This is a genomic window from Mycobacterium sp. ZZG, from assembly GCF_054786995.1.
Genome location: NZ_JBTBFV010000002.1, coordinates 187,386 through 213,291, shown reverse-complemented (window position 1 = coordinate 213,291; position 25,906 = coordinate 187,386). Strand labels below are relative to the sequence as shown.

Genomic DNA, 25,906 nt, shown 5'->3' with positions numbered 1-25,906 from the left:
GCGCTCGACACTAGTCCTTGAAACCCACGCTGAAGTCGTGGCCCCACAGCGAGACGGCGGTGCTCTCCCGAGCGACCCAGTTGCTGTCGTCGACTTCGAGCCCTTCACAACCGAATTCGATGTCGAACCCGCCGGGGGTCTTCATGTAGAAGGACAGCATCTTGTCGTTGACGTGACGCCCCAGGGTGGCCGACATCTTCACCTTGCGCCGCAGGGCGCGGTCCAGGCACAGGCCGACGTCGTCGGAGTTCTCCACCTCGACCATCAGATGCACGATGCCACTGGGCGTTTCACCCGGCATGAACGCCAGGCTGTGGTGACGTGGATTCACCCCGAGGAAGCGCAGCCACGCAGGCGCTCCGTCTGCGGGCCGGCCCACCAGTTGCGGCGGGAGTTTCATCGAGTCGCGCAAGTAGAAGCCCAAAAGGTCGCGGTAGAAGCGCAGCGTCTCGGCGTCGTCCCGGGTGGTCAGCACGACATGGCCGAGTCCCTGCTCGTCGGTGACGAACTTGTGGCCGTACGGGCTGACCACCCGACGGTGCTCCAGCGCGACCCCGTGGAACACCTCCAGGGTGTTGCTCGACGGGTCGTCGAAGGTGATCATCTCGTCGACTCGCCGCTCGGCCAGCTCGGCGGCCGTGGCCTCCTTGTACGGAGTGCCCTCGATCTCCAGCCTCTTCCGGATGTCCTGCAGCTGCGCGGCGTTCGCCGTTTCCCAGCCGGAGACCAGCAGCCGGTCGTGCTCACCGGGCACGATCACCAGACGCGCCGGAAACTCGTCCATGCGCAGGTACAGGGCACCCTCGGTGCTCCCGGAACCCTCCACCATGCCGAGCACCTTGAGGCCGTACTCGCGCCAAGCAGCGACATCGGTGGACTCGATGCGCAGGTAGCCCAGGGAACGGATGCTCATGACTTTGCCTCCTTGGCTCCGCCGTTGAGAAAGTCGATGGTCAGCTTGTTGAACTCGTCGAACTTCTCCAGTTGCGCCCAGTGGCCGCACTGGCCGAACACGTGCAGTTGCACCCGCGGAATCTGCTTGAGCGCCACCAGAGCGCCGTCGAGCGGGTTGACCCGGTCCTCGCGACCCCAGATCAGCAGCACCCGTTGACGCAGCTTGTACACGTCGCGCCACATCATGCCCAACTCGAAATCAGCCCCGGCGAACGACTTTCCCATCGCCTTGGTCGCGGCCAGCGATTCCGGCGTGCTCGCGATCCGGAACCGCTCCTCGACCAGTTCGGGGGTGATCAGGCTCTGGTCCCAGACCATGATGCGCAGGAACTTCTCGATGTTCTCCCGCGTCGGTTCGGCGGCGAACTTGCCGAGCAGCTTCACACCTTCGGTCGGGTCCGGCGCGAACAGGTTGACACTCAGACCCCCGGGACCCATCAGCACCAGCCGGCCGGCCCGCTTGGGGTTGTCCAGCGCGAACCGCACAGCGGTGCCACCGCCGAGCGAATTACCCACCAGCGCAGCACGTTCGATACCGAGATGGTCGAACAGGTTCAGCAGCGCGGTCGCGCTGTAACGGTTGTACTGCTCGTGCTCGGTGTGCTTGTCGGAGTGCCCGTAGCCGGGCTGGTCGACGGCCAGCACGTGGAAGTGCTGAGCGAGCACCGGGATGTTCTTCGAGAAGTTCGACCAGCTCGACGCACCCGGACCCCCGCCGTGCAGCAGCACGACCGTGCCTGCCGTCTCGCGGTGCACGGCGCCGGCCTCGTGGTAATGCAGGCGCATGTCCTCACGGACCTGTGCGTAGCGCGAGGTCGACTCGAACGTGATCTCCTGCTGCTGAGCAGCTTCCGCGGCGAAGGACGTCATCACACCATCGTGTCCTGCGGCGGCAGGCCGAACGCGTCGTTGCCGAAGATCAGGTACGCGCGCTCGGGCTCGTTGGCCGCGTGCACCCGGCCGGCATGGGCGTCACGCCAGAACCGCTGCACGGGCTGATCGAGCTGCAGCGCGGTGGCACCGGAGGCCTCGAACAGCAGGTCGATCGACGCGATCGCACGTGCGGTGGCACGGACCTGGTCGCGCCGGGCCGCCGCACGTAACGAGAACGGGATCTCCTCGCCGGCCTGGAGTAGCCGATACTCGTCGCGGACGTTGCCGATCAGCTGACGCCAGCCGGCGTCGATGTCGCTGGCGGCCTCGGCGATGCGGATCTTCGCGAACGGGTCGTCCTTGGACTTCTCTCCGGCGAACGCCGCGCGGACACGCTTGCCCTGGTGCTCGACGTGGGCTTCGTAGGCGCCGTAGGCCATTCCCATGATCGGGGCGCTGATAGTCGTGGGATGCATTGTGCCCCAAGGCATCTTGTACACCGGCGCCGTGTTCGTCCGGTAGCCGCCCGCGGTGCCGTCGTTCATCGCCTTGTACGACAGGAACCGGTGGCGCGGGACGAAGACGTCCTTGACCACCACGGTGTTGCTACCGGTGGCCTTCAGGCCGACAACGTTCCAGACGTCGTCGATGCGGTAGTCGGTGCGCGGGATCAGGAAGCTGCCGAAGTCGACCGGCTTGCCGTCCTTGATCACCGGTCCGCCGAGGAATGCCCAGGTGGCATGGTCACAACCCGATGACCACTGCCAGGCCCCGCTGACCAGGTAGCCGCCGTCGACGACGGTGCCCGCACCCATCGGCGCGTACGACGACGACACACGCACCGTCGGATCACTTCCCCACACGTCTTCCTGGGCCTGCTGGTCGAACAACGCCAGATGCCAGTTGTGCACCCCGATGATCGACGACACCCAGCCGGTGGATCCGCACGCGCTCGCGATACGTCGGACGGCCTCGTAGAAGATCGTGGGATCACACTGCAGGCCGCCCCACTGCTCGGGCTGGAGCAGCTTGAAAAAACCGACCTCATCGAGCTCGGTCACGGTCTCGTCGGGCAGTCGGCGCAACTCTTCAGCGGCTTGGGAACGCTTGGCGATCCGCGGCAGCAGGTCGTCGATACCGGCGAGAACCGACTGCGCGTCGCGCTGTTCAATGGACGTCACTGGTGTGCCTCCCGAGGCGTGCGAAGTAACCTACAAGAGATTAGAACACGTTACGATTTGTGTCGAGTAGCGGTGTCCTGCAGCGGCTGGACCTGCGCACATGCATTTCTGTAACCTGTTCTAGTTATGACCGATCGCGGCGCGAAGAGAGGGCTCATCTTGTGACGGACGTAGCCGCCGACGAACCGCTGGGCGCGCATGTGCTCGAGCTGGAGATCGCCGACGTCATCGACGAGACGCCGGACGCGCGCTCGCTGGTGTTCAAATCCCCCGCCGACGCTCCCGTTGCGCCGGAGAAACTCCGGTATTCGCCGGGGCAGTTCCTCACCCTGCGGGTGCCCAGTGACCGCACCGGGTCGGTGGCCCGCTGCTACTCGCTGTGCAGCTCACCGTTCACCGGCGACCCGTTGACCGTCACGGTCAAACGCACCGCCAACGGGTACGCGTCGAACTGGTTGTGCGACAACGCCCATGCCGGAATGAAGATCCACGTGCTGGCCCCGTCGGGCACTTTCGTGCCGAAGAATTTGGACACCGACTTTCTGCTCCTCGCGGCCGGTAGCGGCATCACCCCGATGCTGGCGATCCTGAAATCGGCCCTGTCCGAGGGCAGCGGCAAGGTCACGCTGGTCTATGCCAATCGCGACGAGCAGTCCGTGATCTTCGCCGAGGCACTGCGTGATCTGGCGGGCAAGTACCCGGACCGGCTGACCGCGATCCACTGGCTGGAGTCGGTCCAGGGTCTTCCGAGCGTGTCCGCCCTGGCTGAGCTGTTCGCCCCCTACACCTCCCGCGAGGCGTTCATCTGCGGCCCCGGTCCATTCATGGCCGCCGCCGAGGAGGCCCTGACGACGGCGGGCCTGCCCGCCGAGCGCATCCACATCGAGGTGTTCAAGTCGCTGGAATCCGACCCGTTCGCGGCGGTGAAACTCGAACCCGACGACAGCGACGAGGGGCCCGCGACGGCGGTCGTGACGCTGGACGGACAAACCCACGAGGTGTCCTGGCCGCGCCGGGCAAAACTGCTCGACGTGCTGCTGGACAAGGGCCTCGACGCGCCGTTCTCCTGCCGCGAAGGGCACTGCGGCGCCTGCGCGGTGGTGAAGAAGTCCGGCGACACCGAGATGGAGGTCAATGACGTCCTGGAACAGCAGGACCTCGACGAGGGCCTGATCCTGGCCTGCCAGGCGCATCCGCGCTCGGATTCGGTCGAAGTCACCTATGACGAGTAGCAGGGGGATTACCTTCATCACGATGAACCGGCTCGCAGCGGCAAGTGCGGTCGCGCTGGCGGCGTTGGCTTTCGCCCACCCTCCGACGGCGACGGCCGCGTCCAACACCTCGATGTCCTCGATTCACGTCGACCCGGCCACACAGATCGAAATGCACGTCACCGCGAACTGCGAAGCGGCGCAGAACAGGTGCTTCTACCGGACCACGGCGAATCTGCTCACCCCCAACGGGCCGACCGGTTTCCCCGGTGACACCTGGGCGCGTCAGACCATCACACTGCGCAGCGACTCGCAGAACGTCTGGCAGGAAGCCTGGTACAGCGCGCCGGCGGGCACCCCGCGTGAACTCAAGGGGGCCAACCACGAGAACGTACTGTCACGCATGCTGAAATCGCTGCGCGATGTCGAGGTGTCGGTGACCTACTTCGGCGGCGGGCCGATCGAGCGCTTCACCACCGACGGTGACTCGGTGCCGACCGAGTGGACCACCGGGCAGCCGGCCAAGGGCTCGCAGTTCATCGCGTGCTCGCAGATCCAGGTGGTCTACGGCGGGGTGAACCTCACGACGCCCAGCGCATGCGCGCAGACGACGTTCGAGTAACACGGGTCAGCGGGGCAGGCCGAGCAGCCTCTCTCCCGCCATGGTCAGCAGGATCTGCTCAGTGCCGCCGGCGATCGTCAGGCAGCGGGTGTTGAGGAAGTCGTGCACCTGCGGGTTGACCACCGCGCCGGCGCCCTCAGACAGATCCATCCGGAACTCGGCCAGCGTCTGGCGGTACCGCACGCCGATGAGCTTGCGCGCGCTGGCCTGTGCGCCCGGGTCCTGACCCTCGACCGCGAGCTGAGCGATCCGCTGGTCCAGCAGCGAGCCGACCTGCGCAGTGACGATCAGCTGACCGAGCTGGTCCTGTTGCGCCCCATCGACTTCGAGCTCGGCCACCACGCGCAGCAGTTCCTCCATCGGGTTGCCCAGGGCGGTGCCCTGCGCCATCGCGACGCGCTCGTTGGCCAGCGTCGTGCGGGCCAGCCGCCATCCGTCGTTGACTTGACCGACCACCATCTCGTCGGGAACGAACACGTCGTCGAAGAACACCTCGTTGAACAGCTCGTCGCCGGTGATCTCGCGCAGCGGGCGGATCACGATGCCCGGGCTCTTCATGTCGACGAGGAAGTACGTGATGCCCTTGTGCTTCGGTGCGTCGGCGTCCGTCCTTGCCAGGCACACACCCCAATGCGCCTTCTGCGCCGCCGAGGTCCACACCTTCTGCCCGGTGAGCTTCCAACCTCCTTCGGCGCGAACGGCTTTGGTGCGCAGTGCCGCCAGGTCCGAACCGGCGCCGGGCTCGCTGAACAGCTGGCACCAGGCCAGCTCGCCGCGCAGGGTCGGCGGAACGAACTGCTCGACCTGTTCCGGGCTGCCGTGCTCCAAGATGGTCGGCACCGCCCACCAGCCGATCACCAGATCGGGACGCGTCACCCCTGCCGCGGCCAGCTCCTGGTCGATCAGCAACTGCTCGGCGGGTCCGGCGGCGCGGCCGTGGGGACGCGGCCAGTGCGGCGCCAGCAGCCCGGTCTCGGCGAACGCGACCTGACGCTCGTTCTCCGGCGCGGCGGCGATTTCGGCCACCGCGGAGGCGATTTCGGGACGCAGATCTGCGACCGACTCCAAGTCGATGTGCAGTTCCCGGCGCACACCCTGCTGCGTCAGGGCCGCCACCCGCCGCAGCCAGCGCGACCGTCCGCCCAGGAACTGCGCGATGCCGTAGGCCCGCCGCAGGTACAAATGCGCATCGTGTTCCCATGTGATGCCGATGCCGCCGAGCACCTGGATGCAGTCCTTGGCGTTGGCCTTGGCGGCGTCGATCGCGACCGACGCCGCCAGCGCCGCAGCGATTGACAGCTGATCGGCGTCCGGTTCGCCGGCCGCGCGGGCGGCGTCGGCGGCGGCGACGGAGACCTGCTCGGACCGCAACAGCATCTCGGCGCACATGTGCTTGATCGCCTGGAAACTCCCGATCGGCTTGCCGAACTGCTCCCGCACCTTCGCGTATTCGGTGGCGGTGTTCAGCAGCCAACGAGCCAGACCGGCCGCCTCGGCGGCCAGCAGCGTCGCGACCAGGTCGACGACCCGCTGCGCGGGCACTTCCAGTGCCTCGGCCGCCGCACCGTCGAGGACGACGCGGGCCAGCGGACGGGAGAAGTCGGTGGCGTCGAGCGATTCGACCGTCACCCCCTCGGAGGTGCCGTCGACCAGCAGCCAGGTGTCACCGGCGGGTAGCAGCAGCACTCCCGCCGGCTCCGCGCCGAGCACATACGGCGCGGTGCCCGACACCAGGCCGTCGGCGAAGTCCAGGTCGGCGGTCAGCGTGAGGCCCGCCGTGCGCTCACCGCCGGCCAGCGCCTCCAGCAGGCCGGCGTGCGAACCCGAGAGCACCAACGTGGCCAGCGCGGTGGTGACCACCGGTCCCGGCACCAGCGCCGCGGCCGCCTCGTCGAGCATCGCGGCCAGATCCGACACCGTGCCGTCGGCCCCGCCGTGTTCCTCGGGGAGTGCGACGCCGAAGATCCCTAGTTCGGCCAGACCGCCGTATGGTGAACGCCACGCGTCGCTGTTGCCCTGCTCTACATCACGCGCGGCCTCGGTGGCGCGTGACGCTGCGGCCCAGGTCCGGACCAGTTCCCGTGCGGCGGACTGGTCGTCGGTGGTGGGAGCGGACGTTGAAGCCGACACCGTGTCTCCTAGCGATTGGGCGAGAAGACGATGCTTCTCACTAGAACGTGTTCTAATAGTGACAGCGTTCGACCGTCAAGTCGACCGCCTTCGCTGCAGGGCCCACGCGCGCGCCTGTGGCACGGAGAAGAGAAACGGGACCGGGATGCGTATCGTTCTCACCGGGGACGCATCACGAAGGAGCCATTCGCCGCATGTCGGGGACGTCGGAGTTCACAGCTGACAAAGCGCAGACGTCTGCGCGCGTCGCGTCGGGCGCAGGCTCTGAGTCCCGACCCCGCCAGGTGACGAACGTCGCGGTGCTCGCCGAATCCGAACTCGGCTCCGAAGCGCAGCGTGAACGGCGTAAGCGCATCCTGGACGCCACCCTGGCGATCGCGTCGAAGGGCGGCTACGAAGCCGTCCAGATGCGCGCGGTAGCCGAACGCGCCGACGTCGCGGTGGGCACGTTGTACCGCTACTTCCCGTCGAAGGTGCATCTGCTGGTATCGGCGCTGGGCCGCGAGTTCGAGCGCATCGATGCCAAGACCGACCGGTCGGCGTTTCCCACCGGAGCCTCCGCCTATCAGCGGCTCAACATCATGGTCGGCAAGCTCAACCGCGCCATGCAGCGCAACCCGCTGCTGACCGAGGCCATGACGCGCGCATTCGTGTTCGCCGACGCGTCCGCTGCCGGCGAGGTCGACCACGTCGGCAAGCTGATGGACTCGATGTTCGCCCGGGCGATGAGCGACGGTGAGCCCACCGAGGACCAGTACCACATCGCCCGGGTGATCTCCGACGTGTGGCTGTCCAATCTGCTGGCCTGGCTGACCCGGCGCGCGTCGGCCACCGACGTCGCCAAGCGGTTGGACCTGGCTGTGCGGTTACTCATCGGCGACGGTGAGCAGCCTAAGATCTGAGGGGTGGACCTCCCGCCCGAGCTTGTTCGCGCACTCTCCTCTGTGGCGGACACCCCGCGTCTCCTGGTCACCTCGGATTTCGACGGCACGCTCGCGCCGATCGTGAACAACCCGGCCGACGCGCGGCCGCTGCCGCCGGCCGCCGAGGCCCTCGTCGCACTGTCCGAATTGCCCTCGACGGCAACGGCGTTGATCTCGGGACGGGACCTCGACACGCTGCGCGCGTTGTCGTCGATGCCCGCGTCGGTGCATCTGGTGGGCAGCCACGGCGCGCAGTTCGCCTCCGGCTTCGCCCACGACATTGACCGCGAGCTCCTGAACGCCATCACCGACAGACTGCGTGAGATCGCCTCGGGCAGAACTGGTGTGCACGTCGAGACCAAACCGGCCAGTGTCGCTCTGCACGTCCGCAACGCGGCCCCCGCCGACGCCGACGCCGCCCTGGCGCAAGCATGGGAGTCAGCGCCGCAGTGGAACGCGCACGTGACCACGGGCAAGGCGGTGCTCGAGTTCGCCGTCATCTCGACCGACAAGGGAGAGGCGATCGACATCCTGCGCGCCGAACACGACGCGACGGCCGTGGTGTTCCTCGGTGACGACGTGACCGACGAGAAGGCGTTCACCCGGCTGCGGGATGCCGACGTCGGTGTCAAGGTGGGCCCGGGTGACACCGCCGCCCGCTACCGGGTGGACTCCCCCGATGACGTCACCCTCGTGCTGCAGCACCTCGTGAACCAGCGGCGGTCACACCCGCGCCTCACCTGAGCGGGGGTGATCAGGCGGGCGGCCCCGACGTGCGCCCGCGCACGACCTGCGTTTCGAGCACCTCGATGACCGGCAATCCCGACCGCGGCGGCTCGTGCAGCAGTTCGCCTGCCCGCCTTCCTTTTTCAATGCTCGGCTGCAGCACGGTGGTCAGGCCCCGGCGTCGCGCCTCGGGCACGCCGTCGAACCCCGTCACCGTCATCTGCCCCGGCACATAGACGCCCCGCGCGCGCAGATGGTCCATCGCGGACAACGCCAGCACGTCGGCGGTGCACATCAGCGCGGTGATCCGCGGGTTGGCGGCGAGCGCGACGTCCGCAGCCGATCCACCGGAGGTGGGCAGGTGCTCGTAACTCTCCACGACGGTCAACGATTCCGGATCCAGGCCCGCCGCCGACATCGCGTCACATAATCCGCGGATGCGCTCACCCTGAACGTGGAAGTGCGGGCTGCGCAGTCGTTCCGGGTCGGCCAGCACCGGGCCGGGTCCGCCCCGGGGCCAGTCGCGACCGAGCCGCATGGTCAGCAAGCCGATCTCGCGGTGCCCGAGCTCGATGACGTGTTCGGCGAGCCGCCGCATCGCGGCACGGTCGTCGATGCCCACGTGCGAGGCCCCGGGCACGTCCCGCGGCTGGTCGACCACCACGACCGGTAGATGGCGCTCGAGCACCGCGGGCAGATACGGGTCGTCGTCGGATGCGGAGTACACCGCGAACCCGTCCACGCCGGCGGCAAGCACCGCGGCCGAGCCCTCGGCCACACTGCGGTTGGGGCCCACCGCGACCAGCAGCAGGCCCTGGCCCACCGCCTCGCACGACTCAGCCAGCCCGGCGACGAAGTCGAGCGCGGCGGGGTCGCTGAAGGAATAGTTGAGCGGTTCGGTGATCACCAGACCCACCGCGCCTGCCTTGCGGGTGCGCAGCGAGCGTGCCACCGGGTCGGGTCCCGGATAGCCCAGCCGTTTGGCGGTGGAAAGCACACGCTCGCGCAACTCGGCCGAGAGCTGGTCGGGTCTGTTGTACGCATTGGAGACGGTGGTGCGCGACACCTTGAGTTCGGCGGCCAGCGAGGCCAGGGTCGCGCGCCGTCGGGGCGTCGGACTCCTGGTCATGCTCCCCGACGTTAGTGGATGGCGCCCGTCGCCGACCTACGACTCGGTCGCGGCGCCCGGCAACCGGCCCACACCGCCAGCCACACCGCGCACGCGATCGACACGATCACGAAGCTGGGCGGCAGGTTGAACATCGCCGAGAACGTCAGGCCGACCCACACCGAGACCAGGCCGATCACCGCCGACGCCGCCATCGCGGCGACCGGGCGCGCCGTGAGCATCAGCGCCGTCGCGGCCGGGGTCACCACCAACGCGAACAGCAGCAGCGTGCCCACCGCCTGCACTGCCATCGTCACCGTCAGTCCGAGCAGCACCATGAACGCGATAGACAAGGCGCGCACCGGAATGCCCTTGGCTTCAGCGACTTTGCCGTTGACCGAGCTGAACAGCAGCGGCCGGAAGATGAACGAGATACCCAGGGCGGTCAGCACCAGGAGCGTGAGGAATGACAGCAGCTGTTCGGTGCTGATCGCCAGCAGGTTGCCGAACAGCACGTTGGTCAGCGTGGAGGAATTGCGGGTGGCCAGCGAGTTGAAGAACAACCCCAGACCGGTGGCGAACGCCAGCACGGTGCCGGTGGCGACCTCCCGTTCGGCGGCTCGTTTCCCCAGCGCGCCGATCACCAGCGCACCGCCGACGCAGAACACCCCCAGCCCCACCGCAGCGGGCAGGCCGATGAGCACGGCACCCGTGGCGCCCGGCAGACCGATGTGGGCCAGTGCGTGCGCGGCGAACGCGATGTGACGCACCACGATGAAGTACCCCATCAAGCCGGCCGCGAGAGCGACGATGGTGCCGCCCAGCCACGCGTTGCGCATGAAGGACGAACCCAGGATGTGCAGCCAGTTGTCCTGATACCCCAGCGCTACGACGGTGTGGGTCACTGCCCGCTCCGCATGTAGAGCTCACCCTGCAGGGTGTGGGCGACCTGGATGCTGGTCCCGTACATGTGGGTGAGCAGTGCGGAATCGACGACGCGGTCCAGCGGCGCGTGGTGGGCGTGCCCGTCGAGCAGGTAGATCGCGCTGTCGAGGACCGTCAGCAGCGGGTTGAGGTCGTGTGCCACCACCAAGACGGTCACGCCGAGCTCGCGCTTGAGCCGGCCCAGCACCGCGACGATCTCGTGCTGGTTGCGCAGGTCGAGGGAGGCCAGCGGCTCATCGAGGATCAGCATCCGCGGCCGGGCCACCAATGCACCGGCCAGCGCGATCCGCTGCCGCTGCCCACCGGACAGGTCCGAGAGGCGGCGATCGGCGATCTCGAGGCCGTCGACCCAGCCCAGCGCCTCGTCGACGCGCGCGCGATCGGCGGCGCCGGTGCGCCCGAAACCCCACCGCCGGCCGGTAAGGCCGAGCAGCACCGCATCGCGGGCACGGATCGCCTCGTTGGCATTGGCATCGTAATTCTGTGGGACGTAACCGATCTCGTCGTTGACCGCACCCGGGCGACGGCCGTACACCCGGACTTCGCCCGATGAGGGGGCGAGCAAACCGAGGATCACCTGCAGCAGCGTGGTCTTGCCCGACCCGTTGGGCCCGATGACGGCCACGAACCGGCCCGCATCGACGCGGAACGTCGACTCGCTCCACACCGTGCGCCCACCCCGTTCGACGCTGACGTCGTCGAAGGTCAGCGCCGGGACGGCGGCCGGCTCAGGTTCCGACACCGAGCGCCCCGGCCAGAGAATTCAGTTGCGCCACCTGCCAATCCTGAAACGAATCGGCGTCGTCGGGAAGTGTTTCGGTGACCTCGACCACGGCGATCCCGGCGCCCTCGGCCGCAGAGCGGATCTGTTCGGGTACCGATCCCTCGGTCTGGACGTTGTAGATCAGCACGTCGGCGCCCCGGTCGGCGAGCAACTGCAGGAATGCGTCGAGATCAGCCGGCGACGGCTCGCTCTCGTTGGCGGCTGCGGCCCGGTAGCCGCGCGGGGTTCGGTCGACCAGCCCCAGCGCGGTCGCCATGTCGTCGAACACGCTCTCGGTGGTCACGTAGGTCTTTCCGGCGGCGCCGGCCCTGATTGCGGCGATCGCGTCGCGGTACGGAGTCATCGACGCATCGAATTCGGCCCGGCGCTCGACGAAGTAGTCCGTCGCCGCCGACGACAGCGTCGTCAGCTCGGCGGTCACTGCGTCGGCGACCTCGGTCACCGCGTCGGGGTTGTACCAGACGTGCGGGTTGCCCTCGTGATCGTGATCGTGCCCGTGGTCGTGGCCCGCCTCCTCACCGTGCCCGCCACTGAGCTCGACCGCATTGACGACCGGCGCATCGGCGGCCGAGGTCGCGGCGAGTTTGGTCGCCCACTCGTCGTAGTGGCCGCCGTTGACGACCACCAGTTGCGCGCCCTCGAACGCGACCGCATCCGACGGGGCCGGTTCGTAGTCGTGCGGGTCGACCGACGAGCCGGCCAGCACCGTGGTCACCGAAGCGCACGCGCCGCCGAGCTGGGAGACGATGTCGCCCCATTGGTCGACGCTGACGACGACGTTCACCGGTTCGGTCGGGCACTCCGGGCCCTGCGCCTCAGGCGACGACGTGTCCCCACCGCCGCACGCGGACAGGGCGAAGGGAAGACAGGCGACGAGGGACGCGGCGAGCGCACGCATATTCCGGGACGTACCAAACACATCGCAACGATAACCGTTTTCAATAACGAGTGCACATCGTCGTGGCGACCGTCACGCGGACACTAGGCTCGACGTCATGGCACCGGTCTCCGTTGACCTCAACGCCGACCTCGGTGAGGGCTTCGGGGTCTGGACCCTCGGTGACGACGACGCGATGCTCGAGATCGTCACATCGGCCAACGTGGCGTGCGGATTCCATGCCGGCGACCCCGCCACGCTGCTCAAGGTGTGCCGCGCCGCCGCGGCCCGTGGGGTGAGGATCGGCGCCCAGGTCAGCTACCGCGACCTGGCCGGTTTCGGCAGGCGCTTCATCGACGTCAGTACCGAGGACCTGGTCGCCGACGTGATGTACCAGATCGGGGCGCTGTCGGCGCTGGCCGCCGCCGCCGGCTCCACCGTGTCCTACGTCAAACCGCACGGGGCGCTGTACAACTCGATCGTCACCCACCGCGCGCAGGCACAGGCCGTCGCGCAAGCCGTGCATGCCGTCGACCCGGCGCTGCCGGTGCTCGGCCTGGCCGGCTCGGTGTTCTTCACCGCCGCCGACGAACTCGGGCTGCGCACCGTGCCCGAGGCGTTCGCCGACCGGGCCTACCGGCCCGACGGACAGCTGGTCTCGCGCCGCGAGCGCAATGCGGTGCTGCACGACCTCGACGAGATCGCCGACCGGGTGATCTCCATGGTCACCGCCGGACGGGTGACCGCGGTCGACGGTTCGACGATCCCGATCACCGTCGAGTCGGTGTGCGTCCACGGCGACTCGCCCGGCGCGGTGCGCATCGCCACGGCGGTGCGTGAACGGCTGACAGGCGACGGTGTGACACTGGCCCCGTTCACCTGAGGGCCCCGGGAATATCCCCCACCCCGCCGGGTTTGTGTCTGGCGGACTCCGACGTAACCTCGTCGGGTTCGGCACACGTCAATCAGCCGTCGGAGGTGATGAGGATCGTCGCGTTCGACCCTCCGGCGACTCCCCCACAGCGGTGGGCCTACCCGCTGCTGCTCGTGCTCAGCGGGGTGGCGCTCGGGGTGTCCGGGCTGCCGGCGCCGCTGTACGGCATTTACGAGACCCACTGGCACCTCTCGCCGCTGGCCACCACGGTCGTGTTCGCGGTGTACGCCGTCGCCGCGCTGGCGGCGGTACTGGTCTCGGGTCGGATCTCCGACGTGGTGGGCCGCAAACCGGTACTCGTCGCCGCGCTGCTCGCGCTGATGGTGGGGCTCGGGGTGTTCCTGGTCGCCGACAGCATGGGGATGCTGCTGCTGGCCCGCACCATCCACGGCGCGGCGGTGGGTTCCATCGTCGTCGCCGGCGCTGCGGCGCTGCTGGACCTGCGGCCCGACCACGGTGTGCGCGCCGGGCAGCTCAGCGGCGTCAGCTTCAACATCGGCATGACCGTGGCGATCCTCGGGTCCGCGCTGCTCGCGCAATACGCCCCTCATCCACTGAGGACGCCGTACGCGGTGGTCGCGGTGATCTGCCTGGCCGTCGGCGTCGGCCTGCTGGCCCTGCGCGAGACCCACACCACCCGCACCCGCGGCCCCATCCGGATCGCCAAACCCGCGGTACCGCAGCAGATCCGGGGCGACTTCTGGTTCTCCGCACTCGGCGCGATGGCTTCCTGGTCGGTGCTCGGGGTGCTGCTGTCGCTGTACCCGTCGCTTGCCGCGCGCCAGACCCACATCGACAACCTGGTGTTCGGCGGCGCCGTCGTCGGCACCACGGCCTTCGCCGCCGCACTGGCGCAGTTGGCCGCCACCCGCATCCCGGCCAGGTACGCCGCGATCACCGGTGACACCGGCATGGCCGCTGCGCTGCTGCTCACGATCCCGGTGCTGCTGACCCATCAGTGGCAGCTGGTGTTCGTCGCGGCGGCGCTGCTCGGCGCGACCTTCGGACTCGGCTTCGGCGGCTCGTTGCGGCACCTGTCGGACGTCGTCCCCGCTGACCGGCGTGGCGAGACGATGTCGGCGTTCTATCTGCTGGCCTATACCGCGATGGCGGTACCCACCCTGATCGCGGGCTGGGCCGCCACACGCTGGGATCTGGCCGCGGTGTTCCCGTGGTTCGCAGGCACAGTGGCCGCGGCCTGCCTGGGTGCCGCGATCGCCGGGCTGCGCAGCATCAGGGCGGCCCGCACCGCTTAGGGTGGCGTCATGCGCCTGAAGGCCGGGCGGCCTGACCTGCAGGCCTACTCCGCGTATTTCGATCTGCCGGCAGCGGCACCGTCGGCCTCGGTGACCGTGACGTGGGCTGGGGTGACCACCCTGCTCATCGACGACGGCCGGTCGGCGGTGCTGACCGACGGCTTCTTCTCCCGGCCGGGACTGCTCATCGTCGCCACCCGGCCGCTGCGCCCGTCGCGCCGCCGCATCGACGACGCGCTGTCACGGCTCGGCGTGCGTCGCCTGGAGGCTGTCACCCCGGTGCACACCCACTACGACCATGCGATGGATTCCGCACTCGTCGCCGAACTGACCGGTGCCCGGTTGATCGGCGGGACATCGGCGGCGCACCTCGGCCGCGGGCACGGACTGGACCGGGTCGAGGTCGTCACCCCCGGTGAGACCGTCACCGCGGGCAACTTTGAGCTCACCCTCATCCAGGGCAACCACTGCCCGCCGGACCGGTTCCCCGGCAGCATCACCGCACCGGTGAAGCCGCCGGCCCGCGCGTCGGCCTACCGGTGCGGCGAAGCGTGGTCAGCCGTCGTGCACCATCGCCCCAGCGGTCTCGGACTGCTGGTCGTCGGCAGCGCGGGATTCCTGCCGGGCGCGCTTGCCGGCCGTCGCGCCGACGTGGTGTATCTCGGTGTCGGGCAGCTGGGTCTGCAACCGGAAAGCTATCTGGTCGAGTACTGGGCGCAGACGGTACGGACCGTCGGGGCACGCCAGGTGGTGCTGATTCACTGGGACGACTTCTTCCGCCCACTGCACAAACCGTTGCGCGCGTTGCCGTTCGCTGCCGACGACCTCGATGCGTCGATGCGCGTGCTGTCCCGGCTGGCCGCCGAGGACGGCGTCGGACTGCACCTGCCCACGCTGTGGCGGCCGGCCGCTCCGTGGAACTGACCGTCTCCGTCGCGGCGCTGGCCGCGGTGCTCGGCTTCGCGCTGCTCCGGCCGCACCGCTGGCCTGAGGCCGTGGTGGCGGTCCCCGCAGCCGGTGTGGTGATCGCCGCCGGCGCCATCTCCCCAGACGACGCGATCACCGAGGTCGCCCGGCTGGCACCGGTGGTCGGCTTCCTGGCCGCGGTGCTGGTGCTGGCCCGGTTGTGTGATGACGTGGGATTGTTCCACGCGGCCGGGCAGCTGATGGCCCGTGCCACCACAGGCGGCCAGAACCGGCTGCTGGCCTCTGTTTTCGCGATCGCCGCCGGGGTGACCGCGGTCCTGAGCCTGGACGCCACGGTGGTATTGCTGACGCCCGTCGTGCTGGCCACCGCACGCACGCTCGCGGTGCCGGCCCGACCCCACGTCTATGCCACCGCGCATCTGGCCAACACCGCGTCACTGCTGCTGCCGGTGTCGAACCTGACCAATCTGCTGGCCTTCAGCGCGGCCGGATTGTCGTTCCTGCATTTCGCGGCGGCCATGTCGCTGCCCTGGATGGCCGCAATTCTCGTCGAATTCGCGCTGCTGCGTTGGATTTTCGCCAAAGACCTGGCGGTGCGGCCGCGGCGGCAGCCGCCGACCATTCCCGTCGAGATGCCGCTGTTCGCGCTGGTGGTGGTCGGACTGACGCTGCTCGGTTTTGCCGTCACCTCGCTGCTGGGACTCTCACCGGCGTGGGCGGCACTGGCGGGCGGCGCGGTGCTCGGTGTGCGGGCGCTGGTCGAGCACCGCACCACAGTCCCAAGGATCGCCGCCGCCGCCGACGTGCCGTTCCTGGCATTCGTGCTGTGCCTGGGTGTTGTGGTCGCCGCGGTGATGCGCAGCGGTCTGGAGCCGGCGATGCACCGGCTGCTCCCGGACGGTCAGGGGTTCGCGGCGCTGCTCGGGATCGCGGCGGTGGCCGCTGTGCTGTCCAACGTCGTCAACAATCTGCCGGCGGTCCTGGTGCTGCTGCCGTTGGTGACCGCGGCCGGTCCGGCCGCCGTGCTCGCGGTGCTGATCGGGGTCAACATCGGACCCAACCTCACCTACGTCGGCTCATTGGCGAACCTGTTGTGGCGCAACGTGGTCCGGCGCGACATGAAGGCCGGCTTCGCCGAGTTCAGCCGCGTCGGCGTGTGCACCGCACCGCTGACCCTGCTCGCCGCGGTGCTGGGGCTGTGGGTGTGGATCCAGCTGTTCGGGCTGTAGGCCCATCGGCTCAGCCGCGGCGCTGCCTGGCGATCTCGGCGAGCACCACGCCCGCTGCGACCGACGCGTTGAGCGATTCGGTGGGCCCGGCCATCGGGATGGACACGATCGCGTCACAGTTCTCCCGGACCAGCCGGGAAAGTCCCTTGCCCTCGGAACCGACCACCATCACGATCGGACCGTCGGCGTCGAGCTGGTCGATCGTGGTGTCGCCGTCGGCGTCGAGGCCGACGACCTGCAGGCCCGCGTCGGCCCACTGCTTCAGTGTGCGGTTCAGGTTGGTGGCCCGCGCGACGGGCAGGCGCGCCGCCGCGCCCGCGCTGGTGCGCCACGCCACCGCGGTGACCGACGCAGAGCGGCGTTGCGGGATGAGCACACCGTGGCCGCCGAACGCGGCGACCGACCGAACGATCGCGCCGAGGTTGCGCGGATCGGAGATGTTGTCCAGAGCGACCATCAGCGGCGGCGCCGCATCGGCCTTGGCCTCGGCGAGCAGATCGTCGGGATGGGCGTAGTTGTATGGGGGCACCTGCAGCGCCAGACCCTGGTGCATGCCGTTGGACGCGATCCGGTCCAGGTCGTGTCGCGGCACCTCCAGGATCGAGATGCCCTTGTCCGCGGCGATCTGCACGGCCTCGGTGAGCCGCTCGTCGGAATCGGCGCCCAGCGCCACGTACAACGCCGTGGCGGGCACCCCGGCGCGCAGGCACTCGAGGACCGGGTTGCGCCCGAGCACGATCTCGGTGTCGTCGGTCTTCTTGTGCCTGCCCTGAGCCTGCCGCGCCGCCTTCGCGGCCCGCTTGCCGGCGGGATGGTGCGGTCGCTGATGCGCCGGCGGGGTCGCGCCCTTGCCCTCCAGCCCGCGCCTGCGCTGACCGCCGGACCCGACGGTCGGCCCCTTCTTGGTTCCGGCCTTGCGCACCGCACCGCGGCGCTGTGAATTGCCCGCCATTACTTGTCCGTTCCGTCCAGTAGTGACCACTGGGGACCGTCAGCGGTGTCGGTCACCTCGATCCCCGCCTCCTTGAGGCGATCGCGGATGGCATCGGCCTCGGCCCAGTCACGCCGGGCGCGAGCCTCCCCACGGCGGCGCACCTCCGCCTGGACCAGCACGTCGACCGCGGCCAGCGCCGCCGAGGTCTCGTCCCGGGACTCCCAGCGCTCGTCGAGCGGGTCGGCGCCGAGAATGCCCATCATCGCCCGGATCGACATGGCGTGGTCGAGTGCCGCGTCGTGGTCCCCGGCGTCGAGCGCCCGGTTGCCTTCCGCGCGTGCGGCGTGCACCTCGGCCAGCGCCATCGGCACGGCGAGGTCGTCATCGAGCGCGGCACCGAACTTCGGCGTCCACTGTCCCGGCACCACCGCGCCCACGCGGGTGCGCACCCGGTGCAAAAAATCCTCGATGCCGGTGTAGGCCTTGGCCGCGTCCTGCAGGGCGGTCTCGGAGAACTCCAGCATGGACCGGTAGTGGGCGCTGCCCAGGTAGTAGCGCAGCTCGGCCGCCCGAACCCGTTGCAGGACAGCGGGAATCGCAAGCACGTTGCCCAGCGACTTACTCATCTTCTCGCCGCCCATGGTGACCCAGCCGTTGTGCAGCCAGAACCGGGCGAAACCGTCGCCGGCAGCCTCGGCCTGCGCGATCTCGTTCTCATGGTGCGGGAACACCAGATCCATACCGCCGGCGTGAATGTCGAACTCCGACCCGAGGTAGGACTCGCACATCGCGACGCATTCGGTGTGCCAGCCGGGACGGCCGCGGCCCCACGGCGTCGGCCACGACGGCTCACCGGGTTTGGCGCCCTTCCACAGCGTGAAGTCACGCTGGTCGCGCTTGCCCGTCGCGACGCCCTCGCCCTGGTGGACATCGTCGATCCTGTGGCCGGACAGCTTGCCGTAATCGGGCAGCGTGGACACGTCGAAGTACACGTCGCCGTCACCGGTGTAGGCGTGGCCGCGCTCGATCAGCCGCCCGATCAACTCGACCATCTGGGTGATGTGCCCGGTTGCGCGCGGTTCGGCAGACGGCGGGAGCACCCCGAGCGCGTCGTAGGCGGCGCTGAACGCGCGTTCGTAGGTGGCGGCCCACTCCCACCAAGGGCGGCCCGCGTCGGCGGCCTTGGTAAGGATTTTGTCGTCGATGTCGGTGACGTTGCGGATAAACGCGACGTCGAAGCCTTTGGCGGTGAGCCAGCGTCGCAGCACGTCGAACGCGACACCGCTGCGCACATGACCGATGTGAGGCAGGCCCTGCACCGTAGCGCCGCACAGGTAGATGGAGACGTGGCCGGGCCGCAGTGGCGCGAAGTCGCGCACACCGCCAGACAACGTGTCATAGAGCCGCATGACAGCTGCGGGGCTTTCGGTCACGACCGGCCAGCTTACCGGCAGGTTCAGGCTGAACCCGCATCGCGGATCACCAGGGCCGTCGCTATCGCCGCCAGACCCTCGCCCCGGCCGGTCAGACCCAGGCCGTCGGTGGTGGTCGCCGACACCGACACCGGCGCACCGAGCAGTTCGGAGAGTAGCTTCTGAGACTCGGCGCGGCGCGGGCCGATCTTGGGCCGGTTCCCGATCACCTGCACGGCAGCGTTGCCGACGCGCAGGTCTGCGGCGGCCAACAGAGAATGCACGTGCCGAAGCATGTCGGCACCGCTGACTCCCCGCCATTGTGGCCGGTCGGTGCCGAACACTTCGCCGATGTCGCCCATGCCCGCTGCGGACAGCAGCGCGTCGCAGAGAGCATGGGCGGCCACGTCACCGTCCGAGTGGCCGGCGCAACCGTCTGCGTCATCGAACAGCAGACCCAGCAGCCAGCACGGACGACCGGATTCGATGGGATGTACGTCAGTGCCGAGCCCGACGCGGATGCTCGGCGGTATCACAGCCGCATCAACAGGTGCGACTAGGACGCTGCGGCGAGGACTTCGTCCAGAATCGTCGCGGCCTTGGCGTCATCGGTGTTCTCGGCAAGCGCGAGTTCACCCACCAGGATCTGGCGAGCCTTGGCCAACATGCGCTTCTCACCCGCAGAAAGGCCGCGCTCCTGATCGCGACGCCACAGGTCGCGAACGACCTCGGCGACCTTGTTCACGTCACCGGAGGCCAGCTTCTCCAGATTGGCCTTGTACCGCCGCGACCAGTTGGTCGGCTCCTCGGTATGCGGTGCCCGCAACACCTGGAAGACCTTGTCCAGGCCCTCCTGCCCGACAACATCGCGCACGCCCACGTATTCGGCGTTGTCTGCGGGTACTCGAACGGTGAGATCACCCTGGGCGACCTTCAGGACGAGATACTCCTTCTGCTCGCCTTTGATGGTCCGGGTTTCGATCGCCTCGATCAACGCAGCACCGTGGTGTGGATAGACGACGGTGTCTCCGACCTTGAAAATCATCAGTTTCGAGCCCCTTTCACCCCTCGATCTTAACACGGGCCGTTATCCGGTGCGGATCAACGATGCAGGTCAGGGGCACCGATGGTCTGCGCCAGGGGTTGACACCACAGCGAATCCGTGCATCGCCACGCCCCGATCGCGGGCGTGACGGGAGCGGCCCCGACCTCCGCTACCGCGGCAATTCATCACCTACTACTCTGCATAGTCGAACCACGGTGCCCGGCGGGAAATGTCACCGCCGGCTAAGCAGGAGGCCCCCAGTGAACCCCTTCAAACGGCGCTCTTCTGTCGTCGCCGCGCTGGCGACTTGCGGTGTGGCCGCGTCGGTCGTGCTCAGCGGCTGCGGCGCCGGGCAGGTCTCCCAGACCGCGACCCAGGAGCCCGCGGTCAACGGCACGAGTGGCAACGTCGGCAGCATTGCGCTGCGCAACGTCCACCTCCGCGCCCCTCAGACCACCGACTACGTACAGCCCGGCACCGAGGTCGAGTTGCTGTTCGTCGCGGCGAACGCCTCGGCCGACGTCCCCGACAAGCTGGTCAAGATCACCTCCGACATCGGCGAGGTCACCCTGACCGGCGACGGCGCCGTGCCGGTGAACGGTTCACTCCTGGTCGGCGCACCCGATGGCCAGATCTCGGCGCTGGAAAGCGTGGAACCGGCCGACGCGGCCGAGGCCACCGTGGAGTTGAACAAGCCGATCACCAACGGCCTCACCTACGACTTCACCTTCACCTTCCAGAACGCCGGCGAGACGACCGTGCCGGTGCCGATCTCGGCCGGTGAGACCCCGCGCCGGGACGCCGGGGGCGGCGGCGGAGCCACCCACGGCGGTGGCGGCGGACACTAGAGCGCCGTCCGGCGCGACACGGTTGCGCGCCACCGACGTTCTGTCGGGGCCGGCGGCTACGGTCAGCGCGTGGCCCGGACAAATTCGAAAGTACGTTCGCAGTATCGTTGTTCGGAGTGCCATCACGTCACCCCGAAATGGGTGGGCCGATGCCCGGAATGCGGCACCTGGGGCACGGTCAACGAGGTGGCGCTGAGCGCGGTCGGCGGTTCGGCGGCCCGGCGTCCGGTCGCGCCGGCCTCCCCGGCCGTGCCGATCAGCTCGATCGACCCGGGCAGCACCCGGCACTTCCACACCGGTATCAGCGAGCTCGACCGGGTGCTCGGCGGCGGCGTGGTCCCCGGCTCGGTGACCCTGCTCGCCGGAGATCCCGGGGTCGGCAAATCGACCCTGCTGCTGGAGGTCGCCCACCGCTGGGCGTCGACCGGCCGCAGGGCGCTGTACCTGTCGGGCGAGGAGTCGGCCGGGCAGATCAGACTGCGCGCCGAGCGCACCGGCTGCACCCACGACGAGGTCTACCTCGCCGCCGAGTCCGACCTGCAGACTGCGCTCGGCCACATCGACGTCGTGGCACCCAGCCTGGTCGTCGTCGACTCTGTGCAGACCATGTCGACCACCGAGGCCGACGGGGTGACCGGCGGAGTCACCCAGGTCCGCGCCGTCACCACCGCACTGACCATGACGGCCAAGACGACCGGTGTCGCGATGCTGCTCGTCGGACACGTCACCAAGGACGGCGCGATCGCGGGGCCGCGGTCCCTGGAGCACCTCGTCGACGTCGTCCTGCACTTCGAGGGCGACCGCGCGTCCGCGCTGCGCATGGTCCGCGGCATCAAGAACCGTTTCGGCGCCGCCGACGAGGTCGGGTGTTTCCTGTTGCACGACAACGGAATCGAATGCGTATCCGATCCATCCGGGTTGTTCCTCGACCAGCGGCCCAAGCCGGTGTCGGGCACCGCGGTCACGGTCACGCTCGACGGCAAGCGGCCCATGATCGGAGAGGTGCAGGCCCTCATCGGCGCGCCGGCCAGCGGCAGCCCCCGGCGGGCCGTCAGTGGCATCGACTCGTCCCGCGCGGCGATGATCACCGCGGTGCTGGAGAAGCGGGCGCGGCTGCCGGTCGGCACCAACGACATCTACCTGTCCACCGTCGGCGGCATGCGACTGACCGACTCCTCCTCGGACCTGGCCGTTGCCCTGGCGATCGCGTCGGCCTACACCGATCTCGCGCTGCCCACCACCGCGATTGCGATCGGCGAGGTCGGCCTGGCCGGGGATCTGCGCCGGGTGACGGGCATGGACCGCAGGCTGGCCGAGGCGGCCAGGCTCGGGTTCACCTGCGCGGTCGTCCCGGCCGGGGTGGCGTCGGCGCCGCCCGGGCTGCAGGTGCTGTCGGCGGACAACATCACCTCGGCATTGCAGGTGCTGCGGCGCATCAGCCAGAATGGCGCGAACTGACAGTCCAGCGCAGACCGTGGAGACGATGTGGCCGTGAAGTCGACGACAGCCCGGGCTCCGCGCACGGTCGTGCCACTGGTACGCCCGACGCTGCGTGAAACGATCGCGCGCCTGGCCCCCGGGACGCCACTGCGCGACGGCCTGGAACGCATCCTGCGCGGCCGCACCGGCGCGCTGATAGTGATCGGCTACGACGACAGCGTGGAGGCCATCTGCGACGGTGGCTTCTCCCTGGATGTGCGGTACGCGCCGACGCGGCTGCGGGAGCTGTCGAAGATGGACGGGGCAGTGGTGCTGTCCAGCGACGGCAGCCGCATCCTGCGGGCCAACGTCCAGCTGGTACCCGATCCGTCCATCCCCACCGAAGAGTCCGGAACCAGGCACCGGTCCGCCGAGCGCACCGCGATCCAGACCGGCTACCCGGTGATCTCGGTGAGTCACTCGATGAGCATCGTGACCGTCTACGTCGCCGGCGAGCGCCACGTGGTGCCCGAGTCGGCGACCATCCTGTCGCGCGCGAACCAGACCATCGACACGCTCGAGCGCTACAAGACGCGTCTCGACGAGGTCAGCCGGCAGCTGTCGATGGCCGAGATCGAGGACTTCGTGACGCTGCGGGACGTGATGACCGTCGTGCAGCGATTGGAGATGGTGCGCCGGATCAGCCTGGAGATCGACTCCGACGTGGTCGAACTCGGCACCGACGGGCGTCAGCTCAAGCTGCAGCTCGACGAACTGGTCGGCGACAACGACACCGAGCGCGAGCTGATCGTTCGCGACTACCACGCCAACCCCGACCCGCCCACGTCGGCGCAGGTGACCGCGACGCTGGAGGAGCTCGACGCGCTGTCGGACAACGAGCTGCTGGACTTCACCACACTCGCGCGGGTTTTCGGCTACCCGTCGACGGCCGAAGCGCAGGACTCGGCGATGAGCTCACGCGGCTACCGGGCGATGGCGGGTATCCCGCGGCTGCAGTTCGCGCATGTCGACCTGCTCGTCCGCAATTTCGGCTCGCTGCAGGGGCTGCTCGCGGCCAGCGCCAGCGACCTGCAGTCGGTCGAAGGCATCGGCTCGATGTGGGCCCGCCACATCAGAGAGGGCCTGTCTCAGCTGGCCGAGTCCACGATCGCCGACCGGCTCGCCTGAGCCGACCGGCCGCCTGGCTCAGCCGATGGGTCCGGGCGGCTGCCCGGGGCCCTGGGGGGGAAGGTTGCCCGGCGCGGCCGCGGGCTGGGCCAGGATGAACGGCACCGTCGCCGACCGCAGATTGCCCAGCTGCACGACGAGGTTGTAGGTGCCGGGGCCGATGGGTTGCCGCGGCAGCGGGCAATTCGGCGCCGAACCCATGCCGGTCCAGGTGACCTCGGTGGTGACCTGCTCGCCCGGCTGGAAGGTCTTGATCAGCGTCTCGTTGGACGGCGCGCAGTCGAGGTTCGACCACAGCCGCTCGTTGTTCAGCGAATACACGTAGGCCGCGAGCACGGCCGCCCCGACATCACGCTGGCAGGCGACCAGACCGATGTTGGTGACCACCATCGTGAATTTCGGCTGATCGCCCACGATGTACTGCGGCTGGTTGGTGATGCCCTTGACGGCGAGCGTGGAATCCGGGCAGTCGTCGCCCTCTTTCAGGATGGGCGGCGGTACCACCGCGGCCGTCGGGGTTGGGGTCGGCGGCGGGGCCTGCTGCGCCGGCGGCTGGATCGGCGTCTTGACGTTGGGATCCTCACCCGGCAGCGGCGGTGGCGGGGCTGCCTCGGCGCTGGGCGCCTCCGACTCGTTGGCCGTCGGCTGCTCACTGCTGGTGCTGTTCATCACGACGACCGCGACCACAGCGGCGACGATCGCGATGACCAGCACGGCGATGCCGGCCGCGAGCGCCCTGCGGCGCCAGTAAATCTGCCTGGGCAGCGGCCCATGTGGTTCTAGATCCAGCACATCATCACGGTAAGGCCAGGTCACGCCGCCTTGTCCGACGTGCCCCGGCGTGTCGCGCCTCAGGCTTCGCCGATGTCCCCGATATGGTCACGCAAGACCACCTGACCGTCGGCCAGGTGATAGGTCAGCCCCACGATCGCCAGTTTCCCGTCCCGCACCGCCTCGGAGATCGCGGTGGAGCGGCTCAGCAGCTGCCTGCCGGTCTCGGTGACGTGGCGGGCCTCGAACTCGTCGACCCGAGTCAACCCGTCGCGGCGGCCCAACAGGATCGACGGCGTCACCCGCTCCACGACGTCGCGGACGTACCCGGACGGCACGACTCCTTCGTCGAGCGCCGACAGTGTCGCTCCGACCGCGCCGCAGCTGTCGTGGCCGAGCACCACGATCAGCGGAACGCTGAGCACGGTGACGGCGTACTCGATGGAGCCCAGCACTGCGCCGTCGATCACGTGGCCGGCCGTGCGGACGACGAACATGTCGCCGAGGCCCTGGTCGAAGATGATCTCGGCGGCGACCCGGCTGTCCGCACAGCCGAACACCACCGCGGTCGGCTTCTGCGCGGCCGCCAGCTTGGCTCGGTGCTCGATGCTCTGACTCGGGTGCTCGGGACGCCCGGCAACGAAACGCTCGTTACCCTCTTTGAGTGCTTTCCAGGCGGTCAACGGGCTCGTGTTCGGCATGGCCGTCATTCTGCCTGAGCCGGTCGCGATGATCGATCCCGAGGACCTGATCAACTGGTATGAGGATGCCCAGCGGGACCTGCCGTGGCGCAGGCCGGGCGTCTCGGCGTGGCAGATCCTGGTCAGCGAGTTCATGCTGCAGCAGACCCCGGTGGCGCGGGTGCAGCCGATCTGGGTGGCCTGGATCGAGCGCTGGCCGACACCCTCGGCGACCGCCGCCGCGGGCGCCGCCGAGGTGCTGCGCGCGTGGGGCAAGCTCGGCTATCCGCGGCGGGCCAAGCGGCTCCACGAATGCGCCACGGTGATCGCCGCCGAACACGGCGACGTGGTGCCCGCCGATGTCGACACGCTGCTGTCGCTGCCGGGCATCGGGACCTATACCGCGCGAGCTGTGGCCTGTTTCGCCTACGGGCAGCGAGTTCCGGTCGTGGACACCAACGTTCGCCGTGTGGTGGCCCGCACCGTGCACGGCCTCGCCGACGCCGGCTCCCCGTCGACGCGCGACCTCGCCGACGTCGAGGCACTGCTGCCCGGTCACGACAGGGCGGCCCGATTCTCGGTGGCGCTCATGGAGTTCGGCGCGACGGTGTGCACGGCCAGGGCCCCCCGGTGCGGGGTGTGCCCGCTGCCACGGTGTGCGTGGCGCTCGCGCGGTTTCCCTGCGGGCAGCGGCCCGGCCAAGCGGGTGCAGAAGTATGCCGGCACCGACCGGCAGGTGCGTGGCCGCCTCCTGGATGTGTTGCGCGCCAGCGTTTCTCCGGTGTCACGTGAGCAGCTCGACCTCGCGTGGACGACCGACACCGCGCAGCGCGATCGGGCCCTGGACTCGCTGCTGGTCGACGGGCTGGTGGAGCAGACCGCGGACGGCCGCTTCGCGCTGTGCGGCGAGGGCAGTTGTTGAGGATGGC

At 69.1% G+C, this 25,906-nt stretch carries 26 protein-coding genes; 12 read left to right on the top strand and 14 right to left on the bottom strand.

Annotation, left to right across the window (positions count from 1 at the left end; all coding sequences use genetic code 11):
- Nucleotides 1–10: 10 nt before the first annotated feature.
- The 3 genes from hsaC to hsaA are packed head-to-tail and all read right to left on the bottom strand — an operon-like array spanning nt 11 to nt 3,008.
- Complete coding sequence (gene hsaC, locus ACXMYJ_RS02530) at nt 11–913, bottom strand: iron-dependent extradiol dioxygenase HsaC (protein ID WP_460353751.1); 903 nt, start codon at nt 911–913, stop codon at nt 11–13.
- Nucleotides 910–1,824: a 4,5:9,10-diseco-3-hydroxy-5,9,17-trioxoandrosta-1(10),2-diene-4-oate hydrolase gene (gene hsaD / locus ACXMYJ_RS02525; protein WP_260755556.1), complete on the bottom strand. Its 915-nt coding sequence runs from the start codon at nt 1,822–1,824 to the stop codon at nt 910–912. The genes hsaC and hsaD overlap by 4 nt, the downstream gene beginning before the upstream one ends.
- Nucleotides 1,824–3,008 (bottom strand): 3-hydroxy-9,10-secoandrosta-1,3,5(10)-triene-9,17-dione monooxygenase oxygenase subunit, encoded by a 1,185-nt coding sequence (hsaA, locus tag ACXMYJ_RS02520; protein WP_260755557.1) that lies wholly within the window; start codon nt 3,006–3,008, stop codon nt 1,824–1,826. Before hsaA ends, hsaD begins: the two co-directional genes overlap by 1 nt.
- A 161-nt stretch (nt 3,009–3,169) precedes the next feature.
- Here hsaA and ACXMYJ_RS02515 point away from each other — a divergent pair, with 161 nt between their 5' ends.
- On the top strand, nt 3,170–4,240 hold the full coding sequence (locus ACXMYJ_RS02515; protein ID WP_260755558.1) for a ferredoxin--NADP reductase: 1,071 nt from the start codon (nt 3,170–3,172) through the stop codon (nt 4,238–4,240).
- 22 nt (nt 4,241–4,262) lie between these two features.
- Nucleotides 4,263–4,841, top strand: a complete 579-nt coding sequence (locus tag ACXMYJ_RS02510) for a hypothetical protein (RefSeq protein ID WP_460353747.1) — start codon at nt 4,263–4,265, stop codon at nt 4,839–4,841.
- 6 nt (nt 4,842–4,847) lie between these two features.
- Here ACXMYJ_RS02510 and ACXMYJ_RS02505 read toward each other — a convergent pair whose 3' ends face one another.
- A complete protein-coding gene (locus ACXMYJ_RS02505; RefSeq protein ID WP_460353744.1) occupies nt 4,848–6,971 on the bottom strand; it encodes an acyl-CoA dehydrogenase family protein in 2,124 nt (707 codons plus the stop codon).
- A 194-nt stretch (nt 6,972–7,165) separates the two neighbouring features.
- Between ACXMYJ_RS02505 and kstR the strand changes: the two genes are divergently transcribed.
- Together kstR and otsB are read left to right on the top strand one after the other, a co-directional pair.
- Nucleotides 7,166–7,873, top strand: coding sequence for a cholesterol catabolism transcriptional regulator KstR (gene kstR / locus ACXMYJ_RS02500; RefSeq protein ID WP_460353742.1), 708 nt, complete (start codon nt 7,166–7,168; stop codon nt 7,871–7,873).
- Nucleotides 7,874–7,876: 3 nt separating this feature from the next.
- Entirely contained in the window at nt 7,877–8,638 is a 762-nt protein-coding gene (gene otsB / locus ACXMYJ_RS02495; RefSeq protein ID WP_260755562.1) for a trehalose-phosphatase, read from the top strand.
- A gap of 10 nt (nt 8,639–8,648) precedes the next feature.
- Here the strand turns inward: otsB and ACXMYJ_RS02490 are convergent, their stop codons facing one another.
- Genes ACXMYJ_RS02490 through ACXMYJ_RS02475 form a run of 4 tightly spaced genes read right to left on the bottom strand, consistent with a single transcriptional unit; the run spans nt 8,649 to nt 12,355 of the window.
- On the bottom strand, nt 8,649–9,749 hold the full coding sequence (locus ACXMYJ_RS02490; protein ID WP_260755563.1) for a LacI family DNA-binding transcriptional regulator: 1,101 nt from the start codon (nt 9,747–9,749) through the stop codon (nt 8,649–8,651).
- 11 nt (nt 9,750–9,760) lie between these two features.
- A complete protein-coding gene (locus tag ACXMYJ_RS02485) occupies nt 9,761–10,633 on the bottom strand; it encodes a metal ABC transporter permease (RefSeq protein WP_260755564.1) in 873 nt (290 codons plus the stop codon).
- Nucleotides 10,630–11,415 (bottom strand): metal ABC transporter ATP-binding protein, encoded by a 786-nt coding sequence (locus ACXMYJ_RS02480; RefSeq protein ID WP_260755565.1) that lies wholly within the window; start codon nt 11,413–11,415, stop codon nt 10,630–10,632. Before ACXMYJ_RS02480 ends, ACXMYJ_RS02485 begins: the two co-directional genes overlap by 4 nt.
- The gene (locus tag ACXMYJ_RS02475; protein ID WP_460353738.1) at nt 11,402–12,355 is read right to left on the bottom strand and encodes a metal ABC transporter solute-binding protein, Zn/Mn family; all 954 of its coding nucleotides are present in this window, start codon (nt 12,353–12,355) and stop codon (nt 11,402–11,404) included. Before ACXMYJ_RS02475 ends, ACXMYJ_RS02480 begins: the two co-directional genes overlap by 14 nt.
- 97 nt (nt 12,356–12,452) lie before the next feature.
- On the opposite strand from ACXMYJ_RS02475, the gene ACXMYJ_RS02470 reads away from it, so the two are divergent.
- From ACXMYJ_RS02470 to ACXMYJ_RS02455, 4 genes are all read left to right on the top strand, one after another.
- Nucleotides 12,453–13,217, top strand: a complete 765-nt coding sequence (locus tag ACXMYJ_RS02470) for a LamB/YcsF family protein (RefSeq protein ID WP_260755567.1) — start codon at nt 12,453–12,455, stop codon at nt 13,215–13,217.
- A gap of 98 nt (nt 13,218–13,315) precedes the next feature.
- Entirely contained in the window at nt 13,316–14,524 is a 1,209-nt protein-coding gene (locus tag ACXMYJ_RS02465; protein ID WP_260755568.1) for an MFS transporter, read from the top strand.
- Nucleotides 14,525–14,533: 9 nt separating this feature from the next.
- Nucleotides 14,534–15,448 carry an MBL fold metallo-hydrolase gene (locus ACXMYJ_RS02460; protein ID WP_460353735.1) on the top strand — a complete coding sequence of 305 codons (915 nt, stop codon included), beginning with the start codon at nt 14,534–14,536 and terminating at the stop codon, nt 15,446–15,448.
- Entirely contained in the window at nt 15,439–16,680 is a 1,242-nt protein-coding gene (locus tag ACXMYJ_RS02455; protein WP_460353731.1) for an SLC13 family permease, read from the top strand. The genes ACXMYJ_RS02460 and ACXMYJ_RS02455 overlap by 10 nt, the downstream gene beginning before the upstream one ends.
- A 10-nt stretch (nt 16,681–16,690) precedes the next feature.
- Here the strand turns inward: ACXMYJ_RS02455 and rlmB are convergent, their stop codons facing one another.
- The 4 genes from rlmB to carD are packed head-to-tail and all read right to left on the bottom strand — an operon-like array spanning nt 16,691 to nt 20,071.
- Nucleotides 16,691–17,632 (bottom strand): 23S rRNA (guanosine(2251)-2'-O)-methyltransferase RlmB, encoded by a 942-nt coding sequence (gene rlmB, locus ACXMYJ_RS02450; protein ID WP_460353728.1) that lies wholly within the window; start codon nt 17,630–17,632, stop codon nt 16,691–16,693.
- Nucleotides 17,632–19,023: a cysteine--tRNA ligase gene (gene cysS, locus ACXMYJ_RS02445; protein ID WP_460353803.1), complete on the bottom strand. Its 1,392-nt coding sequence runs from the start codon at nt 19,021–19,023 to the stop codon at nt 17,632–17,634. The genes rlmB and cysS overlap by 1 nt, the downstream gene beginning before the upstream one ends.
- Nucleotides 19,024–19,070: 47 nt before the next feature.
- Nucleotides 19,071–19,559: a 2-C-methyl-D-erythritol 2,4-cyclodiphosphate synthase gene (gene ispF, locus ACXMYJ_RS02440; protein WP_460353800.1), complete on the bottom strand. Its 489-nt coding sequence runs from the start codon at nt 19,557–19,559 to the stop codon at nt 19,071–19,073.
- A 23-nt stretch (nt 19,560–19,582) separates the two neighbouring features.
- On the bottom strand, nt 19,583–20,071 hold the full coding sequence (carD, locus tag ACXMYJ_RS02435; protein ID WP_067954270.1) for an RNA polymerase-binding transcription factor CarD: 489 nt from the start codon (nt 20,069–20,071) through the stop codon (nt 19,583–19,585).
- Nucleotides 20,072–20,331: 260 nt separating this feature from the next.
- Here carD and ACXMYJ_RS02430 point away from each other — a divergent pair, with 260 nt between their 5' ends.
- From ACXMYJ_RS02430 to disA, 3 genes are all read left to right on the top strand, one after another.
- Nucleotides 20,332–20,919: a hypothetical protein gene (locus ACXMYJ_RS02430; protein WP_443187185.1), complete on the top strand. Its 588-nt coding sequence runs from the start codon at nt 20,332–20,334 to the stop codon at nt 20,917–20,919.
- Nucleotides 20,920–20,988: 69 nt separating this feature from the next.
- On the top strand, nt 20,989–22,377 hold the full coding sequence (gene radA / locus ACXMYJ_RS02425) for a DNA repair protein RadA (RefSeq protein ID WP_443187186.1): 1,389 nt from the start codon (nt 20,989–20,991) through the stop codon (nt 22,375–22,377).
- Nucleotides 22,378–22,446: 69 nt separating this feature from the next.
- Complete coding sequence (gene disA / locus ACXMYJ_RS02420) at nt 22,447–23,526, top strand: DNA integrity scanning diadenylate cyclase DisA (protein WP_396885337.1); 1,080 nt, start codon at nt 22,447–22,449, stop codon at nt 23,524–23,526.
- An 18-nt stretch (nt 23,527–23,544) separates the two neighbouring features.
- Here disA and ACXMYJ_RS02415 read toward each other — a convergent pair whose 3' ends face one another.
- Together ACXMYJ_RS02415 and ACXMYJ_RS02410 are read right to left on the bottom strand one after the other, a co-directional pair.
- On the bottom strand, nt 23,545–24,318 hold the full coding sequence (locus ACXMYJ_RS02415) for a hypothetical protein (RefSeq protein WP_260755576.1): 774 nt from the start codon (nt 24,316–24,318) through the stop codon (nt 23,545–23,547).
- Nucleotides 24,319–24,377: 59 nt separating this feature from the next.
- Nucleotides 24,378–24,998 carry a carbonic anhydrase gene (locus ACXMYJ_RS02410; RefSeq protein ID WP_260755577.1) on the bottom strand — a complete coding sequence of 207 codons (621 nt, stop codon included), beginning with the start codon at nt 24,996–24,998 and terminating at the stop codon, nt 24,378–24,380.
- Here ACXMYJ_RS02410 and ACXMYJ_RS02405 point away from each other — a divergent pair.
- Entirely contained in the window at nt 24,997–25,899 is a 903-nt protein-coding gene (locus tag ACXMYJ_RS02405; RefSeq protein WP_313901346.1) for an A/G-specific adenine glycosylase, read from the top strand. The genes ACXMYJ_RS02410 and ACXMYJ_RS02405 overlap by 2 nt on opposite strands.
- Nucleotides 25,900–25,906 lie beyond the last annotated feature (7 nt).

Coding starts and splice junctions, on each gene's coding strand:
- ACXMYJ_RS02410 (WP_260755577.1), bottom strand. CDS start 24,998: ATGCCGAACACGAGCCCGTTGACCGCCTGGAAAGCACTCAAAGAGGGT.
- ACXMYJ_RS02460 (WP_460353735.1), top strand. CDS start 14,534: ATGCGCCTGAAGGCCGGGCGGCCTGACCTGCAGGCCTACTCCGCGTAT.
- ACXMYJ_RS02510 (WP_460353747.1), top strand. CDS start 4,263: ATGAACCGGCTCGCAGCGGCAAGTGCGGTCGCGCTGGCGGCGTTGGCT.
- ACXMYJ_RS02465 (WP_260755568.1), top strand. CDS start 13,316: ATGAGGATCGTCGCGTTCGACCCTCCGGCGACTCCCCCACAGCGGTGG.
- ACXMYJ_RS02490 (WP_260755563.1), bottom strand. CDS start 9,749: ATGACCAGGAGTCCGACGCCCCGACGGCGCGCGACCCTGGCCTCGCTG.
- ACXMYJ_RS02470 (WP_260755567.1), top strand. CDS start 12,453: ATGGCACCGGTCTCCGTTGACCTCAACGCCGACCTCGGTGAGGGCTTC.
- kstR (WP_460353742.1), top strand. CDS start 7,166: ATGTCGGGGACGTCGGAGTTCACAGCTGACAAAGCGCAGACGTCTGCG.
- hsaC (WP_460353751.1), bottom strand. CDS start 913: ATGAGCATCCGTTCCCTGGGCTACCTGCGCATCGAGTCCACCGATGTC.
- hsaD (WP_260755556.1), bottom strand. CDS start 1,824: ATGACGTCCTTCGCCGCGGAAGCTGCTCAGCAGCAGGAGATCACGTTC.
- cysS (WP_460353803.1), bottom strand. CDS start 19,023: ATGCGGCTCTATGACACGTTGTCTGGCGGTGTGCGCGACTTCGCGCCA.
- ACXMYJ_RS02405 (WP_313901346.1), top strand. CDS start 24,997: ATGGCCGTCATTCTGCCTGAGCCGGTCGCGATGATCGATCCCGAGGAC.
- rlmB (WP_460353728.1), bottom strand. CDS start 17,632: ATGGCGGGCAATTCACAGCGCCGCGGTGCGGTGCGCAAGGCCGGAACC.
- ACXMYJ_RS02475 (WP_460353738.1), bottom strand. CDS start 12,355: ATGCGTGCGCTCGCCGCGTCCCTCGTCGCCTGTCTTCCCTTCGCCCTG.
- carD (WP_067954270.1), bottom strand. CDS start 20,071: ATGATTTTCAAGGTCGGAGACACCGTCGTCTATCCACACCACGGTGCT.